This window comes from Bradyrhizobium sp. USDA 4353 (genome assembly GCF_054063215.1).
Window position 1 is genome coordinate 5,255,471 of the sequence record NZ_JBSSGB010000001.1, and the last position, 18,858, is coordinate 5,274,328.

Sequence of the window (18,858 nt, forward strand, 5' to 3'; positions counted from 1 at the left end):
TTCGCCGTGAACCGCTTCGGCGGACCTGCGGTGTTGGCGATGTCTTCCTGGTCCCGCGAACGACGACGGCGCTCAATGCGGCGTGATGCTGGGCGCCTTGGTCGCGAACTGCTCGTCCTGGGGCTTGGCTGGAATGCTGCCGGTCGCCTTGGCTGATTCGACGACGTCGCCGAGCAGCTTGAGGCCGAGCGGCGCCAGCGCGCGCTCCCACAATTCGCGGGCGGTCTCGCCCTTCCGGACGAAGCACCAGTCCTGCGCGGCGATGGCGCCGGCGTCCATCCGCTCGGCGAGGTGATAGATCGTGCCGCCGGCGACCGGATCCCCCTCCTTGATGGTCCATTCCACCGCAGCGATGCCGCGGTGACGCGGCAGCAGCGAGGGATGGTAGCCGATGCCGCCGAGCTTGGCGGCGGCAACGGCCTCCTGGGTGACGCGGGCGTGGCTATGCGCGGTCACGATCAGGTCGGTGCCAGGGGCGATCTCGCTGGCCGGCACGACCTTGGGATCGGCCTGCACCACGACCTCGATCCCGGCCGCGCGCGCCGCCGCGGCAAGCCGGTCCTCGCCGTCATGCACGACCACGCGTGCGATCTCGATGCCTCTCTCGCGCAGCATGTTCAGTGTGGCGACACCGAAATGGCGGGAGCCGACGAGGGTGATGCGCATGGTTCGGGATCTTCCATGGTTGGGGCGGGGACGTGCACCGGTACGGCTTTCCGCGCCGGTCCTCTGGGGTCAAACCAAGCCTTCGCGTTCAGGTCAAGCGCCTGCTGCAGCTTCACCACAATCCGGCTCCGCCCGCCCCACCGCCCGTGTCGCTCTTCCAGGGGACTGGACTGGCCGAGACCTCTTGCGTGGCAGCCGCCCCGGAGGCTTCGCTGCGGGCGCGGCTGGGAATCTCCTTTGGGTTCCCTGACCATTGATGGGCAGGCTGCCGGCTTGCTCAAATCAGATGCCGCGGAGCCGCTCCTGCTGGAGGCCGCAGCCGTCTGCCCCTCGAACGCCCGCAACTAACGAGTTGAACTATCAGTAGCTCATGAGCAGCGAGCATCCTAGCGTTCAGCTTCGATGGTCGCTGTACGAACGTCTTTCCCGCAGGAAAATCGTGTGCAACCGCGAATCAACCTTTGATTGTGTAATTAGTTACGCCCGTGCGTCGGAAAATCGACGCGCCGGCATATGACGATGATAATTTCTTAAAGCCCGGCGCGCACACTATGCATGCCGCTCCGCCGCGCGGCCGGATAGCCGGGTGCCGCGCCTGTCACCGATCCCTGGGCAACAGCACCCGGTTATTTGCCGGCGGTCAGTTCGGTTCTGCCGGCGGAGGCGGGTAGGCGATGCCGAGCGCCTCGCACAGCGGTCCGAGATGCGTCTCGTAGCGGCGCCAGCTTCCGATCGCGCGACGGTAGATCGGCTCGCGCACCTGCATCAGGCTCGCGGTGCGCACCATGCGCTCGGTGCGGTGGAAGTCGAGGCAGGCATCCTCCCAGTCCAGTCCGCAATGGTCGAGCACGCCGCGTGCGACGCCTTCGAGGTCGTCGACCATGTCCTCGTATTGCACGTCGATCAGGACGCCCGGCGGCAGCACCTTGTGCCAATGCTCCATCACGCCCTCATAGCCCCGGTAGTAGTGGCCGAGCTCGGTGAGGTCGTAGGCGAAGGGCTGGGCTCCGGTGAACAGCAGCTGATAGCAGGAGATGCAATTGTCCAGCGGGTCACGCCTGGTGTTGATGATCCTGGCGCGCGGAAACGCCGCATGGATCAGGCCGACGAACAGGAAATTGAGCGGCATCTTGTCGACGATGCGCTCGGCCTCCGGAGCCAGCACGCGGACGCGCGCGGTGTACTCCTGGCCGAGCCTGGTCATTTCCTCCGGCGGCAGCAGCATGATGAGATCCGGGTAGTTCGGGACCACCTTCTGCCGGTTGGCGCATTCGCCGACCAGCTCCTTGAAGGTCTCGAGCTCGCCCGCTCCGAACACCTTGGAGTGGCTCGCCAGCACCTGCTCCATCAGGGTCGTCCCGGAGCGCGGCATGCCGACGATGAAGATGGGAGCCCAGGACTCGTCACCATGTCCCGCCACCGAGCGGAAGAACTCGGGCGTGAAGCGGGCGGCGACGTTCTGCATCATGGCGAGCCGCTGCTCGGAATCGTAGTCGAAGGTCTGGCGCTTGAGGGTGTTGGCCTTGTGCAGATGCGAGAAGGCGGTGTCGTAGTCCTTCAGGTCCGACAGCGCCTTGCCATAAGCGAAATGGGCCGCGATCTGCTTCTCCTGGTCGAGCTGATCGACGCGTTCGATCAGATTTCGCAGGCCGGGCAGGCGGCTGTCATCCGGCTTGAACTTCGACATGTTCGCCAGATTGAGATGGATCGGCGCGTCGTCCGGCGCGAGCTCCAGCGCCTTCTGGAACGCGGCGGTCGCCTCGTCGAAGCGCCCGAGCGCCTGATAGGCGACGCCGAGATTATTGTAGGAGCCGAAGCGCTCCGGCTTGAGCTTGATGGCCAGCAGGTTCTGCTCGATCGACTCCTCGAGCCGGTTGAGCTCGAGAAACGCGTTGCCGAGATTGCCGTAGGCGTCGGCATAGTCTGGCCGGCTCGCGATCGCGCGCTTGTAGTGCTCGATCGCACGCTCGCGATGCCCCTGGCGCAGCAGCACGTTGGCGATGTTGTTGTGGGTCTCGGCGTGCTCCGGGCTGAAGTCGAGGACCTTGAGGTAGTGTTTCGCCGCCTCGATATCCTTGCCCGCCGTATACAGCATATTGCCGAGCGCAAAATGCGCATCGAGATGCTGCGGCTTGTTGTCGATGGCGCGGCGCAGCAGCACCATCGCCTCGTCGATCAGGCCCTGGTTCTGCCGGACCATCGCAAAGCCGTAGAGGATGCCGGGATGGCTCGGCGACAGCGACAAGGCGGTCTCGTAGTGCTGCACCGCCGCATCGTAGCGGCCCCAGGAGGCTTCGACTGCGCCGATGCTGCCATGGGCCTCGGCAGACTTGTCGTTCACCGCGACCGCGCGCTGGAAGTAGTCCTTGGCCTCGTCGAGGCGGTTGGCGGTGGTCGAGATCATGCCGAGGCCGACGAGAGCATCGAAATTGGTCGGCTGGCCGGCCAGGATCAGCTTGAAGATCTGCTCGGCATCATCGATCTCGCCACGGCCCTGCAGCTTCTTTGCGACGGCGACGACGCCGTCCGCCAGCGTCTGCAACGAGGCCAGCCGCGTGGCGTCGAACGGCCGCGAGTCGGTCGTCGGCGTGACCACCGGCGGCGCGACATTGACGGGCTGAGGCTGGGCCACGCCGGCGATCGCCTCGGCAATCGTCGGCCGGATGGCCTCGCTGCCGAGTGCGTCGAGCAGGGGCTTCAGCCGGTCGCCATACATCCGCCAGCGGCCGACCGATCCGCTGAACAGCGGCTTGCGCACCTGGACCAGGCTCGCCGTGTTCACCGGGCGCTGGTTCTCGTGGAAGGAGAGGCAGGCATCGTTCCAGTCGAGCCCGCAATGGGCGACGATCCTGCGGGCGTGCGGCTCGAAATCGCGCACCACGTCCTCGTAGGACACTTCCAGCATGACGCCCTGCGGCAGGACTGCGCGCCAGTGGCTCATCAGCCCCTCATAGGCCCTGAAATAGCGACCCAGCTCCGCGAGGTCGTAGGCGAACGGTTGCGGCTCGGCAAATAGCTGCGTGTAGCAGGACAGGCAGGTGTCGATCGGATTGCGCCGGACATGAATGATGCGGGCATTCGGCAGCGCGAGATGGATGAGCCCCGCGAACAGGAAGTTCGATGGCATCTTGTCGACGATGCACTTGGCATCCGGCGGCTGGTCGGCGAAGCGCTCCAGATACGCCTTGGCCAGGGTGGCGAAGTCGGCATCGGCCAGCTTGGCGAGCATCTCCGGAAACTCGCCGCGGGCGCGATCGGTGAACAGCGCGGCGGCGGCAGCGAAATAGTTCACCTCACCGGCGCCATGAACGGCGGGATGGCTGGCCAGGATCTGCTCGACCAGGCTGGTGCCGGATCGCGGCATGCCGATGATGAAAACCGGCGCCTCTGACGGATCGCCGTGCCCGGCGCGCGCCTGCAGCGTCTCCTTCGAGAACACCGCGCGGATGCGCTCGATCTGACGCAGCGTCTGGTTCTCGTCGTAGTTGATGCGGCGCCGCTCGAGACCGTTGCCGGCGTTGAGATGAAGCAGCGAGCGCTCGCCGTCCTTGATGTCGGCATAGGCGCGGCCAAGCGTGAAGTGCAGCGCAATGCGCGCGTCCTCGCTCAGCGTCTCGGAGTTCGCCGCCAGCTCCAGGAGCGGAGCCCAGCGCTGGTCGTCGACCGTGAACGGCTTGACGACGCTGTAATTCAGGTGAACGCCGACATTGCGCGGATTGATCGCAAGCGCCGACTCGTAGGCGCGCGCGGCCTCGTCGAGGCGGCCCAGGATCATCAGCACGCCCGCCAGATGGTTGATCGTGACCGCATCGCGCGGATCATGGGTGAGGGCGGTGCGGTAGCTCGCGATCGCCTCCTCGAAGCGCTTGATGTTGCGCAGCGTGTCGGCGCGGTTGCGATGGGCCGCAGCGTAGTCAGGACGGCGGCGCAGCGCCTCGCTGTAGCATGCGAGCGCCTCGTCCGATCTGCCACGCGATTGCAGAGCGTTGGCGAGATTGTTGTAGGCCTCGGGGAAATCAGGCCGCTCGGCGATGGCGCGCTCATAATGGAAGATGGCGACCGGCCAGCCGTTCATTTCGAGATGAAGATTTCCGAGATTGTAGTGCGCCTCGGCGAGATGCGGGCTCACGGCAAGCGCCTGCTGGTAGGTGCGAATGGCTGCATCGCGCTGGCCGAGCGCCTGCTGGCAGCCGCCGATGTTCAGCAGCACAACCGGCGCATTCGGCTGGATCGCGAGCGCCCGCTGATAATGGGCGATGGCCTCGGCCAGCCGACCGAGCATGCGGCAGGCGTCACCGAGACTGCCGGCCGCTGCTGCGAACTCCGGCCGCGCCGCCAGCGCGGCTTCGTGATGCGAAAGCGCGCGCTCATATTGCCCGAGTCGCTGCAAGGCGAAGCCCAGGGCCTGATGCGCATCGGCATCGTTGGGACGCTCCTCCAGCGCCAGCTCGAGATGACTTACAGCGCCGGTGGGATCGCCGAGACTCGTCAGGACGCTGCCGAGCAGAAGCCGCGCTTCGATCGACCGGGAGTCGAGCGCCACGGCGCGCTGCAGATGCGTGCTCGCCTTGGCGAGATCGCCCAGGCCTGCATAGGTCTTGCCGAGCGAGAGATGAAGATCCGCGGATTCGCCGGCTTGCTCTGCAGCCTGATCCAGCAGCGTCCGCGCCTCATGCGCATCCCCGAGCTGCAGGCGCACCATCGCGAGGCTGCAGAGGGTGCGGAAATGCCGTGGCTGAAGGGCCAGCACTTTGCGATAGGCCTCTTCGGCAACGCGCAGGGCTCGTTCGTCGAGCGCTTGCGTTGGTTGTCGGCCGTTGGCCGGCGCGGAGACGAGGCGAGGGCGGACGGCGACGGCGAGCTCGTTCATGGATCACAACTGACTGACTGTTCAACCGAAACTGTTGTCCGGGCGGAATGAAGCGAAACGGAGGCTAATGCAGGGCCGAACGGAAACCACGGTCTCGAACCGGTCGAGCGGGCGCTCGGTGCTATGTCGAGCCGATGGCTTTCCGGTCCGCGCGTGCTGGAGGAACGCTCTCTCCGGAAACGTAACAAGCCGGCACAGACGGTGTCTGTGCCGGCAAGCATTTGGGATCTCTGCGATGACGAGATCAGGCCCACATGTGGTGCATCGCGTGGTGGTGGGACATGTCCGGCGCGGCGGTGGTCGCCGCCGCAGTACCGGCTGCTGCCGCTGCCGCGGTGTGGTGGCTGTGATGATGGCCGTGGCAGTGATGCGTCGTGTTGGTCTGGTTGTTGCCGGTGTTGTTGCCGCCGCCGGCCGCGCCGCCGTTGTTGCCACCAGCCGCACCGCCGCCATTGCCCGTTCCAGCTCCGCCTCCGGTCGCGCCACCGCCTGCAGCGCCGCCACCCGCGGCGCCGCCGCCCGCAGCTCCTCCACCAGCCGCACCGCCGCCGGCCATCCCACCGCCACCCGGCGTGGTGGTGCTGGCCGGCGTGCCGCCGGTGCCGTTGGCAATATTCGGGGTGGCGCCGGCCGGCGCACCCGTGCCCATGGCGATGCCGTTGACCGCGGTGGCCTTCACGAAGGAGGTTGCCGACGCAACGTAGTCCGAACCGCCGATCGCGATGTTGTTGCCGGCGATGTCGCCGGCGTTGCCGATGTAGTTGGCTGCGGCCGCCTTCAGCATCGCCTGGTCTGTCGCGAGTGCCGCGCCGGTGTCGCCGTTCATGATGCCCATGAGCGCCTTGGTGGCCAGGGCCGAGTCGGACTGCAGCGCGCCTGCGGCGAGCTCGTTGTCGAAGCGGCCCTGGAAGACGGCGCCCTGGGCGTTGTTGAACTGCACGCCGAAGTTCTGATAGTTCGCGATCTGGGTGATGATGTCCTGGGTTGCCGCCGCGGTGCCGTTGGCAACCGCGATCAGCTTGTTGCCGAGCGTGTTGGCTTCAGCGAGGAACGATGCCCAGAAGTTGGTCTGCGCCTGGTTGTCCTGGAAACGCGTCACCGTGCCGGTCAGGCCGCCCGGCATCTCCGACCAGCCTCCTGAGTGGCCGGGCATGCCGGTGCCGCCCGCGGCCTTGTTGAGGGTCGCGTCGTTCTGGAAGACATCGATCATGTCGAGGATGTTGTCGGCGGTGCCGCGCAGGGCGGTCGGATTGGCCTGGGTTTCCGGGCTGTCGTACTTGTTGAGCTGCAGTCCGATCTGACCCGCCAGCGTCATCAGATGCAGCGTCGTGGTCTGCGCATCCACCGCGGTCAGGCCGGCTTCGAGCGCGGCGAGCTTGGCGGGGTCGTTGAGGATCGCATTCAGGCCCTGTTGGGCGGCCGTGAAGTCCGCCGTGGCCTGTCCGAGATTGTTGGCGCTGATGCCACCGAGCACGAGATCGCCCACCGCGTTCATCACCTGGCCGATCGCCGCCAGGTCGCCGCCGGCCGCCGCCGCGAGATTCGCGGCGCTGTCATTGCCGGCCGGCAGCGACTGGAAGGCGACGTCCATCGCGCCGGTGTTGGCGAGGAACTGAACGTTGTTCAGCGCCGACGACAGATGCGCGTCGCCCTGGATCTGCTGCAGGATCATCTGCTGCACGTTGTGGATGGTCTGGTCGGCCTCGGCCAGCGTGTTGGGATTGGTGGTGTTCGGCGCCGCATTGATCAGCGTGGTCAGCTCGTTGGAGACCTGCGTCAGCACCGCAGTGTCTGTCGCGTTGAGCGTGAACGCCTTGCCGCCGAGCGTGACCTGGCCGGGATTGGCCAGCATCGCGTTGATGTCGTTCTGCACGGCATGCAGGTCGGTGGTGTAGCTGCTGAGGAACGGGTTGGAGTTGCCGCTGTTCTGCGGCGTCGAGAACAGGCCGGTGGAAATACGAACCGCATCGTTGAACACGACGCCGGCCTGCACGAGGTCGGTCGACAGGTTGAGCGCCGAGGCGCGAACCAAGAGGTTGGACGTGCCATTCGCCAGCGCCGTCGGGTTGAAGGTATTGGCTGCCATCAGATTATCTCCCCAAGTTTCAACCCGGCGTCAGCTGCTTGGCGGTTCGGCAGCACGCGGGCGTTGATCGGGCTGCGACGTCTCGTTCACCCCTCGCAGAGCGGGCGAAATGTCGCAGCCTCAGAGCACTTGGGAATTATTTGCTCCAATGGGGCCAAAAGAAGCGCCGCCGAGTCCCCAAATATGATGTTGTTCGGGCATGCGCCTGGTGTCGCAGCCGGGGCACGGCAACGTGTAGAAACATTCTAACTCGTTGATTTCTGTCGTGGCATCCTTGCAACATTCGTTAGTGAGCGACGTCTCGACGCACGGTCTCGACAAGAAGTTGCCCTGATGTTGGAGCGCGGACCGATCCTCACCTTAGAAGACTTCCAGCGCTCCGGAGGCGTGTCGTGAGGAACGGAACATGCATCCCGAGAGAATCTCGAAGGTCCTTCTGCTTCACCTCACTCGACCGTCTGTGCTGACGGTCGCTTCGCTTGGCCCGGGAGGGAGGTGACACTCGAACGTCATCTCGGCCCCCGGGATATCTGATGGCAGTGTTTGCTACGGCTGCGTCATGCCGCCGTCTCAAGCCCACATGTGATACATCGCGTGGTGATGCGACATGTCGGGCGCGGCTGCTGCCGCCTGGCTCGTGTGCGTGGCCTGGCTCGTATGCGGGCCTTGGCTGTGGTCATGATGATGGTCGCTGTGGTGCATGTTGTTGCTGCCATTGTTGGCCGTGCTGGTGCCGGTCGACGTGCCGCCATTGGCCTGCCCGGCGGCTCCGCCCGCAGCCGCGCCTCCATTCGCAGCCGTTCCGCCGGCCGCAGCGCCGCCCGCCGCAGCACCGCCTGCCGCTGTCGTTCCCGCGGCCGCAGTACCGCCGGTGCCATTGGCGAGGTTCGGCGTGGCAGTGACCGGAATGGTGCCGTGCGCCGTGCCCTTGATCGAGGTCGCTGCCGACACCGTCGTAGCGGTGCCGACATAGGTGCCGCCATTGACCGGGATGTTGTTGCCGGACACGTCCATCGCGTCGGCCGCGAAGCCCTGGCCGGCCGCGGCGATCATCGCCTTGTCGGCGGCGAGCGCTGCGCCGGTGTCGCCGTTGAGGATGCCCTGCAGGCCCTTCACGGCCGCAGCCGTGTCGGCCTCGAGCGTGCCGCTGAGCAGCTCGTTGTCGAAGCGGCCCTGGAACACGGCACCCTGCGCGGCGTCGAAATTGGCGCCGAACTGCTGGTAGTTCTGGATCTGCGTGATCAGCGCGGCGCTGGCCTGTGCACCCCCGGTCGAGATCTTCTGCAGCGTCGCGTTGATCGTATTCGCCTCGGCGAGGAACGCCGCCCAGAAGTTCGTCTGCGCCTGGTTGTCCTGGAACTTGGTGACCGTGCCGGTCAACCCACCCGGATCCTCGGCGAAGCCGCCGGCATGGCCGGCAGCGCCGTTGCCGCCTGCCGCCTTGTTCAGGTTGGCGTCGTTCTGAATGATGTCGATGCTGTCGAGCAGGTTGTCGGCCGTGCCGCGCAGCGCGGCCTGATTTCCGGTGGTGGAGGCCTGATTATATTTGGTCAACTGCAGGTTGATCTGTCCGAGGACGGTCTGCAGGTGGATCGTGGTCAGCGCGGCTGCGTTCGCGGTCTCGCCAGCCTCGATCTGCGCGAGCTGAGTCTTGTTGTTGAGGATCGCCGTCAGCCCTTGCGACACCGCGGTGAAGTCTGCCTGGACCTCGGCCAGATTGCCGGTGTTGATGCCGCCCGAGGCGACCTCGACCGCCTTGTTGAAGACGAGACCGACATCCTTGAGGCTGGCGCCTGCGGTGGCCGCAGCAAGGCTCGCCGGATCGTCCGCGCCGGCAGGAGACGTCTGGAACGCGACGTCCTGACCGCCGGTGTTGGCGAGGAAGGGAACGTTGTTCAGCGCGTTCGCCAGATGCGCGTCGTTGTGGATCTCGCCGAGGATCTCCTGCTGCAGCGCATGGATCGTCTGGCTGGCCGCTGCCGACGTGCTCGCATTGGCGAACTGGCCTGCGGCCTGCAGCAGCGTGCCGAGCTGTCCCTCGACATTGGTCAGCACGGCTGTGTCGGTGGCGTTCAGCGCGAACGTCTTGCCGCCGAGCGTGACCTGGCCGGGATTGGCCAGCATCGCCGCGATATCGGTCTGCACGGCGGTGATGTCGGCTTGGTAGCTCGTCAGGAAGGCCGGCGAGTTGCCGCTGTTGGCAAGGCTGAACAGGCCGAGCGAGGCGCGCACCGCATCGTTGAACACGACGCCGGCCTGAACCAGATCGGTCGAATGCTGGATGGCGGTCGCGCGGGTCAACAGGTTCGACGTGCCGTTGGCGAGCGCGGTCGGGCTGAAATTCACCGGCGTCGTGTGCATTCCGCCGGTCCCCATGCCGGTGCCCGCGCCCGTTCCGCCGCCGCCGGTGGAGGGCGGTGTGGTGGTCGTGCCGCCGGTGCCGTTCGCGATGTTGGGCGTTGCGGTCACAGGGATGGTGCCTTGCGCGAGGCCGTGCACCGAGGTGGCCGTCGAAACCGTCGTCGCCGTGCCGACATAGGTCGCGCCGCCGATCGCGATGTTGTTGCCGGACACGTCCATGGCATCGGCTGCGAAGCCCTGGCCGGCCGCTGCGACCATCGCCTTGTCGGCGGCGAGCGCCGCGCCGGTGTCGCCGTTGAGAATGCCCTGCAGGCCCTTCACGGCAGCCGCGGTGTCGGCCTCCAGCGTGCCGCTCAGCAACTCATTGTCGAAGCGGCCGCGGAAGACGTTGCCTTGGGCAGCGTCGAAATTGGCGCCGAACTGCTGATAGTTCTGGATCTGCGTGACCAGGGCTGCGCTGGCCTGCGCGCCACCGGTCGAGATCTTCTGCAGCGTCGCGTTGATGGTGTTGCCCTCGGCCAGGAAGGCGGCCCAGAAATTGGTCTGCGCCTGGTTGTCCTGGAACTTGGTGACCGTGCCGGTCAAGCCGCCCGGGTCCTCGGCGAAGCCGCCGGCGTGACCGGGCATGCCGTTGCCGCCGGCTGCCGTGTTGAGGTTGGCGTCGTTCTGGATGATGTCGATGCTGTCGAGCAGATTGTCGGCTGTGCCACGCAGTGCCGCCTGATTGCCGGTCGTTTCCGCCTTGGCATACTGATTCAACTCGAGGTTGATCTGGCCGAGCACGGTTTGCAGATGGATCGTGGTCAGCGCCGCTGCATTCGCCGTCTCGCCGGCTTCGATCTTTGCGAGTTGGGTCTTGTTGTTCAGGATGTTGGTGAGGCCTTGCGAGATGGCCGTGAGGTCGGTCGTGACCTCCTGCAGATTGCCGGTGTGGATGCCGCCGGAGGCGAGGTCGACCACCTTGTTGAAGACCATGCCGACATCTTTGAGGGAATTGCCCGCAGTGGCTGCCGCCAGCGTGGCCGCATCGTCAGCGCCGGCCGGCGTATTCTGGAAGGCGACGTCCTGACCGCCGGTGTTGGCGAGGAAGTTCACCTTGTTGAGCGCGCCGGAGAGATGTGCATCGCCGTTGATCTCCTGCAGGATCTCCTGCTGGACGGCGTGGATCGTCTGGTCCGCGGCCGTGATCGTTGCCGCGTTGGCGGTCTGCGGCGCGGCCGTCAGCAGGGTCGAGATCTGCGCCTGCACGTTGGTGAGGACCGCAGTATCAGTGGCATTCAGCGTGAACGTCTGCCCGCCGAGCGTCACCTGTCCGGGATTGGCGAGCATCGCGGCGATGTCGTTCTGCACGGCGTGGAGGTCGGTCGTGTAGCTGCCCAGGAACGGGTTCGAATTGCCGCTACCAGCCTGCGTGAACAGGCCGAGCGACGCGCGGACCGCGTCGTTGAACACCACGCCTGCCTGGACGAGGTCCGTCGACATGTTGAGCGCAGAGGCGCGCACCAGCAGGTTCGACGTGCCGTTGGCGAGGGCCGTCGGGTTGAAGGTGTTGTTCGCCATGAATCATCTCTCCCCAAGTTCATCCGACGCCCGGCAGGGCCCCGTACCGAAACTGGCCAGACGATGCGGACTGCATCGACCCTGCCGCAGGAGGCGACGCGTTCGAGCTGCGCCTCCGGATGTGCGATGGTTGGTCGCGCGCTAAACCGCCGCGCGCTACTTTGTCGCACCGGGCTATATGGTCGAAGCAATCGGGCCAAAACAGGCGTGGGGGAGTCCGCAAATATGTTGTTGTTCGGGCATCGCGGAGCTGTGATCGATTTGCCGAACACGCCGCCAAGTCCTTGATTTCAGGAGGCCGGTGTCGAAGGCGGTGAGCATCGATGCGATGCGGTGGGCACGTTCTCGTCAAGATCCTGCCCGCATCGTGCCGGTGACGGTATGGCCATGGCGGCTGTCGCAGGGAGGTGTCGCAGCGTCAGCCTGTTCTTAAAAACGCCCGACTGGCGCGAATCCCGGAATGCCGACGCGCGTGACGCGACGACCGTTCACCGCTGCCGGTGTCGCGCGATGCCTTGCGTGGAATTGAATGTCAGGCGCGGCTGAGTTCGTCGAGCGGCCGCTCAGGATTGCGGCACGACCTGGCGCTGCGCCAGCAGTGCGGCGCGAATCTTCTGGAGCAAGGTGGTGTAGATCTGATTCCAGGTCGGATCCTGCCCGTTCGCATCAAGCCCACGCTTGGTCAGGCCAAGGCCTATTCGGTAGACGGTCAGCGCGCCGTCGATATTGCCGAGAGGAACGAAGGCGTCGCCCAGGCTCTGGTAGGATGTCGCCAGCGATTGCTGGAGCGCCGAATCGTTAGGCGCAGCGTTGGCGAGGCGCGTGATCAACGCGGCATTGGAGCGTCGCTGCTCGAACGATTCGGCATGGCGGCCCTGGGCCGCGAGCACGTCGGCCAACAGCGCATGGCACCAGGCGAGGTCGCGCTGAAAGCTGGTATTGGCGAGATTGGCTGCCGCCAGCTTCTGCACGATGGCGAGACTGGCGGAGTAGGCGGCATGTGCCCCCTGAAGATTTCGCTGAACGAACAGCACGGCGCCGATGCGGTTCAACGCGACCGAGAGGTTGCGCTGGAAGCCGGCATTGTCCGGCTCGGCCTGAGTGAGATACCTGATGATGTCGATCGTCTGCTTGTAGCGCTGCAATGCGCTGACCAGATCGCTGGCGTTCGCGGCGGTGTCGCCTTCGGCAAGCTGAGCTGCGGCTTGGTCCAGCAGCCGTCCCGCAGCGACCGTGACGCCGACAGCGAGACCGCCGTGGGGGACGTCGCCATGGGGCCGAGCCAGCAGGGCAGCCAGCGCGATCGGCTCCTCACCGCCCGACGGGGGCAGGGGCGGAGGTGCCGCGACAGCCTGGCCGTCCTGCGCGGGCCGAACGGTGCTTGCCTGTATGCCCGGCTGGGGACGCAATCCCTGTCCGAAGCCGGGAATCCGGCGTAGCGCGCCCTCGACCTGCTCGGCGGTGATCAAGCGGGTGCATTCGAACTGGCGGGGCGTGCCCTTCCAGCGCGGGCACCAGAGCGCATCCTCGTGATCGAAGCGATGATGGACGTCATGCCAACAGCCGTTGCAGGCGTGGTGGTTGATGACGCGATAGGGGGTCGCGAACTCGTTGCTCGGGTGGGTAAAGCCACTGATCAGCACGACAGGCGTCCCGACCGCCCAAGCGAGCCAGGACAGGCCTGAGGACAGCCCGACGAAGAACGCGGCGTGCTTCAGCCAGCGGGCCCGCTCGGTCAGCGGCCGGTCACCGGTCTGATCCTCGGCGTCGTGGGGGATCTGCGTCCGGAATGGACCGTGGCCCCGCTCCGGCTTCTGGTCGATGCAGATGACGCGGTAGCCGGTCGCCTTGAGGAAGCTGACGATCCGATCCCAGCCACCCGGATTGTTCCAATGCTTGCATTGCGTGGTGGCCTGCACGGCGATGCAGACATAGGGCTCGGCGATGGGGCGGCTGCCCTCGCTGAGCGCGACACGCGGCGGCTGTTCGGCGGGATCGACACCGAGAATGTGGGCTGCGGTCTTGTGCAAGCCCACCTGCCGGAAGTCGCAGGGCTGATGGACCAGCCCGGCGTCATCGAAGAACAGCGCGACGGAGTAGGTCGCGTAGTATCGTTCGGCCTCGATCCTCTCGTGAGTAACGAGCTCGATGTCGGGATAGGCGCTGCGAAACAGCGGGATCAACGCCTCTCCCATCGCGCAGGTCAGGCGGCACTGATGCAGCTCCTTGAACTTGATCGCATAGCTCATCCACCCGATGATGTCGCCGAGCGTGCCGACCGGAAACTGGATCAGGACGTCGCGCCCGGCGGCGTCGTAGTCGTGGCGGAGCAGGAGATCGTCTCCTGACCAGACCTCGATCCTGAACGGCACGAAGTAACGCTTGCTGCTGTTGACGTGCCCCGAGCGCAGCTCAATGTCGAACAGGATATTGGCGGTGTCGAGATCGCTCAGCCGCACGCGCCAAGGCTGCCCGTTGTCGGGCAGCATGACACGGCAGCCGTCGTTAAAGTCGAACCGAAGGCCCTGCGGTCCTTCCTGGGTGGGGACGCTCGACGGTGGCGGCAGGCGCCGCATGTTCGGACGATCGCCGACGCCGTCAGATCCCATGTTGGGCTGGGTGTCCGAGGACGGTCCGGCAATTGTCTGCACCATCGTCGAATCCGAGGTGCGGGGAAAGCTTGCAATGTTCATGCGGGGGCGCTGATGCGGTCCGCACTCCCGCGCGAGGCGAAAGCGGACCGCATCCTGTCAGGTCACTCCACGAAGGCGCGGCGCCACTGATCGAGAACCGGCTTCATCAAATAGCTGAGCATGGTGCGGCTGCCAGTCTGGACATAGACCTCGGCCTGCATGCCCGGCTTCAGATTGACGTCGCCGAGCCGCTTCCGCTCCTCGTCGGGCAGCGTGATCCTGACCGTGTAGAACGTGGAGCCCGTGCGCTGGTCGTTGGTGATGTCGGGCGAGACGAACGAGACTTGGCCGCTCAACTTCGGGGTCGTGTGCGAATTGAAGGCATTGAAGTGGACCATTGCGTCCTGTCCGGTATGGACATGGTCGATGTCCTTGGGCTGAACGTGGCCTTCGACCTGCAGCTCGTCCGAATCGGGCACCAGCTCCATGATGGTCTCGCCCGGCTTGATGACGCCGCCGATGGTGTGAACCGCGAGCTGGTGGATGGTGCCCGAATTCGGCGCGCGCATCTCGATGCGGTCCAGCTGGTCGCGAGCGGCCACGCTCTTCTCGACCAGATCGCCTTCCTTGGCCTGTGCCTCGCTGAGATCCTTGACCACCTCACTGCGGAAATCCTGGTCGATCTTGACCGTCTGCAGCTCGGCTTCGCTGATCTTGGACTTGGTCTCCGCCACGCTCGACACCAGCTGACCGCGCTCGCCGTCGATCCGCGCGGCCTCCCGCTGCAGCGTCGTCAGCCGCGTCAGCGGAACGAGGCGCTTGTCATAGAGATCCTGCACGCCGGCAAGCTCGCCCTTGATGAGATCGATCTGCTTGGTCTTGGAGTCGAGCTGGGACTCCATGCCGCTGATCTCGTTATTGAGCTGGACGATGCGGCCCTGCAGCAGCTCCTTCTGGCTCTTGCGGGTGATCGCGCGGGCCTTGAACAACGCATTTTCGGAGGCGATGACAGCGCGAACGTTCGGGTCGTCGGAGCGTGAGGTCAGCGTCGCCGGATAATCCGGCTGCTCCAGACCATCACGCTCCGCCGACAGGCGGGCGATTTTGGCGCGCTGCTCGTTCAACTGCTTGGTGATCGATTGCAGCTGGGCCTGGCTCTGCGTGGCGTCGAGGCGTACGAGCAGGTCGCCGGCGGCAACGCGCTTGCCGTTGTCCACCTTGATCTCGGCGATGATGCCGCCCGTCGGATGCTGAATCGCCTTCACGTTGGACTGCACGACGAGATTGCCGGGCACGACGACCGCGCCGGCCAGCGGCACCAGCGTCAGCCAGCCGCCACCGAACACGGCGGCCACGAGCAGCACACGCAAGCCCAGTCGCAGCTCGTTCTCGAACATGCGGCCGACGCGCGGCACGAGCGATTCGTCGGAGCCGTCGTCGAGATCCGCCGCCGTGCCCTGCGCGGCGATGAACGTCATGCCGGTCGTCAGGGCCGTTCCTGCCGTGCCGACCAGACGGCGGACGCCGGTCTGCGGAACAGCCGGCGCGTGCCCCAGGGTTGCAGGCAGGTTCTGCTGTCCCATCGGCCGCCGTACACCGTCGCCGAAATTGGCGTCGCGTCGGTTGTCCCTGAGATCCAGCACGTGTGCCTGGTTGGCCGGCAAGCGCGACGCCGCCTGGCGTGGCGGAGGAGAGAACTCCGGCTCGTAGCCGCGCATCTGCGCGGGCTGTTGCCAATCCATCTCGCGGATGCCCTCGGCGCGGCGGGCCTTTGGCGCCTGGCTGCCGAGGCCGAACAGCGAAAGCGCACGGCCCATCGTGCTGCCTTTCTTCTTGCGAGGCTTGGGCCGCACTTGCGATGGCGGCGGGCGCCGGCGCTTCTTGCCGTCGCGTTGGCCGCGGCGTGCGCGCGGATCATCCTCATCTGAGCCGTCGTCGAACGCGCCCTGCAATCTCTGCAGCTCCAGAATCAGGGCATCGCCCTGCGGGCCGACGGCGCGGGTCTTCGGGCGCACATAGTCCTGATCGTCGAACGGCCTGAAGTCATTGATGTGTTTCATGGCTCAAGCGCTTTCTGCTGGGGCGGCGCGACGAAGCGATCTCGCGTTCGGATTGGGTGCGGCGGCTGGCGCGGCGACCCGCGGCGCCGCGGCGGCGTGCGTGACCGCCGGCCCCGCCGGCGCCTTGGCGCCGGCGACGCGAGCGAAGATCTCCTGGCAGGGACCGAAGGCGATCGCCTTGCCCTCATAGAGCACCAGCGCCATGTTGAGCGCGTTCAGCGCGCTCGGACGGTGCGAGATGACGATGACGATGCTCTGATTCTGCTGCCGCATGATCTGAATGGCGCGGCTGAGCGCATTCTCACCGTCGGTATCGAGATTGGCATTCGGCTCGTCGAGGACGATCAGGAACGGATCGCCATACAGCGCGCGCGCAAGACCGACGCGTTGCCGCTGACCGGCCGACAGCGACATGCCGCCCTGACCGATCCGTGTCGAATAGCCTTCGGGCAGCCGCAGGATGATGTCGTGCACGCCGGCGATCTGCGCCGCCTTGAGGATCGAATCCGACGTCGCATTCTCGTCGAAGCGGCAGATGTTGTCGGCGATGCTGCCGTCGAACAGCGCGACGTCCTGCGGCAGGTAGCCGATGTGGCGGCCGAGATCCTCGTTGCTCCACTGATCGAGAGCCGCACCGTCGAGTCGGACGGTGCCGGTCAATGTCGGCCAGATGCCGACGAGCGCCTTCGACAGCGAGGTCTTGCCGGACGCGCTTGCACCGAGCAGCGCCAGACCCGTGCCGGCCTTGATCGAGAACGACACGTTCTGAACGATCGGACGATCGGTGCCCGGTGCGGCAACGCTGAGCTCCTGGACGGTAAGCTCGCGGAACGGGCGCGGCAACGCCACCGGAGGCGCTTCCGGCTTTGCGGTGGCCTTGCAGACGTCGCGCAGTCTGGCGATGCCTTGGCGCGCGGCAACCAGCTGCTTCCAGCTGCCGAGCGCGATCTCGATCGGCGCGAGCGCGCGGCCCATCAGGATCGACGACGCCATCATGACGCCGCCCGACGCCTGCTCGGACACGACCAGCGCCGCGCCGATGCCGAGCATGCCCGACTGCAGCACGTAGCGCAGCACTTTGGCGGCGGCACCGAGATTGGCGTAGACGTCGCTCGCGCGAATATTGTCCTTCAGATACTTCTCGTTGACGGCGTTCCAGCGCGCCGAGAACCGATCGAGCATGCCGAGCGCGCGAATCACCTCGGCGTTGCGCTGGGTGGCATCGGCAAGGACCTGGCGTGCGGCGCTGGTGTCGCTGGCGGATCTGCTGGCCTGCTTCGACAGCCGGTCGGTGACCAGCGTCATCGAGACGATGGCCGCCGTGCCGATGATCGCGGTGATCCCGATCAGCGGATGAAACAGGAACATGCCGATCAGGAAGATCGGAATCCAGGGCATGTCGAGAAACGCGGTCGGCCCCATGCTGGACATGAAGGCGCGCAGCTGATCGAGATCGCGCAACGGCTGCTGCATCATCATCGGCTTGGTGCCGCGCAGCGGCAGGGTGGCTAAAGCATGATGGATGGCATCCTGCAGACTCGCATCGAATACCGTGGCCACGCGGCACAGCATGCGCGAGCGCAGCGCGTCGAAATAGCCCTGGATCAGATAGGCCGCCAGGATCATCACCGACAGGCCGATCAGCGTCGCCAGATTCTTGCTCGGCACGACGCGGTCGTTGACCTGCATCATGTAGACGGAGCCGGAGAGCATCAGGATGTTGATCACGCCGCTGAACACGCCGATGCCGGCCATGCGCTTGACGGCCTGACGCAGGCCGCGCGTCACCGGATCATCGCTACCCGAGATCAGGTCGTTGAGGGCAGCCGCGGCTTTTGTTCGCGGGCGGTCTTGAGCCAGACTCATCCAGGCGCGTCTCCCAAATTCCAATGCGTCACTCAGCGCTCTTGCCAGTCGATGCCGACGAATTTCCGGCAACAATTGGACAGTTGGCCAATTCTGTCGCAGGCAGCGCGCCGTAGGACACGCGGAGAGGTAGAGGAGGGCATGGGTCACGGGCCGCTTCGCCAAGCCCCGTCGAGGCCGTCCGTCCGAATCGGATTCAGCCGCGATCTTCGATAGTTGCGTGTCGGTGATGAGGCGCGACGTGGATCTGGCGTCACACATTCGTCCGTCTATCACCTTGCTTCCGCACTCATTGGCCGCGGTCCGGGCCGATTGACGCCATGAACGCGAATAAATCTTCCTGCGGTGCAACGGACTCGCTTTGTCATCTCGATCAAGCGGCATCGGCGGATGTGGGGAACGACAGTGACACCAGCGAATACACGCGCAAACGTGATTCCCCGTGCGACTACGGTGGCGATGACACATGGCCACTTCGGTTGCTGGCTGTGCGTTCTCTCAGCGAACGCGTGAGCGCATCGCTCCAGCATCCGGCCTGGCAATCGGCAACAACAACATCAAGAGCAACATCAAGGAGGACAGTGGGGCGGACCAGTTCAATGGCAATCCGAGCAACCCGTCACCGGCTCTGGGTGCTTCAAACTGGTCTTCGGTGCGTGATCTTCGGGGGCGCGCCGAGCGTAGTGGGGCAACGCAATGAAGGGCGGCGCCGGCGGCGTCGGTGTCGGACAGGTGGTTGCCGAGTCATGAGTATCC

At 65.7% G+C, this 18,858-nt stretch carries 8 protein-coding genes; 1 reads left to right on the forward strand and 7 read right to left on the reverse strand.

Features of this window, described 5'->3' with window-relative positions; translation table 11 throughout:
• Positions 1 to 72: 72 nt before the first annotated feature.
• From ACVILH_RS23730 to ACVILH_RS23760, 7 genes are all read right to left on the reverse strand, one after another.
• Entirely contained in the window at positions 73 to 666 is a 594-nt protein-coding gene (locus ACVILH_RS23730) for a formyltransferase family protein (RefSeq protein WP_456715049.1), read from the reverse strand.
• A 640-nt stretch (positions 667 to 1,306) separates the two neighbouring features.
• Positions 1,307 to 5,536, reverse strand: a complete 4,230-nt coding sequence (locus tag ACVILH_RS23735; RefSeq protein WP_456715050.1) for a sulfotransferase — start codon at positions 5,534 to 5,536, stop codon at positions 1,307 to 1,309.
• A gap of 244 nt (positions 5,537 to 5,780) precedes the next feature.
• Positions 5,781 to 7,622: a hypothetical protein gene (locus ACVILH_RS23740; RefSeq protein WP_456715051.1), complete on the reverse strand. Its 1,842-nt coding sequence runs from the start codon at positions 7,620 to 7,622 to the stop codon at positions 5,781 to 5,783.
• A 570-nt stretch (positions 7,623 to 8,192) separates the two neighbouring features.
• Complete coding sequence (locus ACVILH_RS23745) at positions 8,193 to 11,543, reverse strand: beta strand repeat-containing protein (protein WP_456715052.1); 3,351 nt, start codon at positions 11,541 to 11,543, stop codon at positions 8,193 to 8,195.
• A gap of 563 nt (positions 11,544 to 12,106) precedes the next feature.
• On the reverse strand, positions 12,107 to 14,197 hold the full coding sequence (locus ACVILH_RS23750; protein WP_456715053.1) for an autotransporter strand-loop-strand O-heptosyltransferase: 2,091 nt from the start codon (positions 14,195 to 14,197) through the stop codon (positions 12,107 to 12,109).
• A 101-nt stretch (positions 14,198 to 14,298) separates the two neighbouring features.
• Positions 14,299 to 16,236 (reverse strand): HlyD family type I secretion periplasmic adaptor subunit, encoded by a 1,938-nt coding sequence (locus ACVILH_RS23755; RefSeq protein ID WP_456715054.1) that lies wholly within the window; start codon positions 16,234 to 16,236, stop codon positions 14,299 to 14,301.
• Between the two features lie 3 nt (positions 16,237 to 16,239).
• On the reverse strand, positions 16,240 to 18,102 hold the full coding sequence (locus tag ACVILH_RS23760) for a type I secretion system permease/ATPase (protein ID WP_456715055.1): 1,863 nt from the start codon (positions 18,100 to 18,102) through the stop codon (positions 16,240 to 16,242).
• Between the two features lie 466 nt (positions 18,103 to 18,568).
• Between ACVILH_RS23760 and ACVILH_RS23765 the strand changes: the two genes are divergently transcribed.
• Positions 18,569 to 18,802, forward strand: a complete 234-nt coding sequence (locus ACVILH_RS23765) for a hypothetical protein (protein WP_456715056.1) — start codon at positions 18,569 to 18,571, stop codon at positions 18,800 to 18,802.
• Positions 18,803 to 18,858 lie beyond the last annotated feature (56 nt).

Coding starts and splice junctions, on each gene's coding strand:
- ACVILH_RS23730 (WP_456715049.1), bottom strand. CDS start 666: ATGCGCATCACCCTCGTCGGCTCCCGCCATTTCGGTGTCGCCACACTG.
- ACVILH_RS23735 (WP_456715050.1), bottom strand. CDS start 5,536: ATGAACGAGCTCGCCGTCGCCGTCCGCCCTCGCCTCGTCTCCGCGCCG.
- ACVILH_RS23740 (WP_456715051.1), bottom strand. CDS start 7,622: ATGGCAGCCAATACCTTCAACCCGACGGCGCTGGCGAATGGCACGTCC.
- ACVILH_RS23745 (WP_456715052.1), bottom strand. CDS start 11,543: ATGGCGAACAACACCTTCAACCCGACGGCCCTCGCCAACGGCACGTCG.
- ACVILH_RS23750 (WP_456715053.1), bottom strand. CDS start 14,197: ATGGTGCAGACAATTGCCGGACCGTCCTCGGACACCCAGCCCAACATG.
- ACVILH_RS23755 (WP_456715054.1), bottom strand. CDS start 16,236: ATGAAACACATCAATGACTTCAGGCCGTTCGACGATCAGGACTATGTG.
- ACVILH_RS23760 (WP_456715055.1), bottom strand. CDS start 18,102: ATGAGTCTGGCTCAAGACCGCCCGCGAACAAAAGCCGCGGCTGCCCTC.
- ACVILH_RS23765 (WP_456715056.1), top strand. CDS start 18,569: ATGGCCACTTCGGTTGCTGGCTGTGCGTTCTCTCAGCGAACGCGTGAG.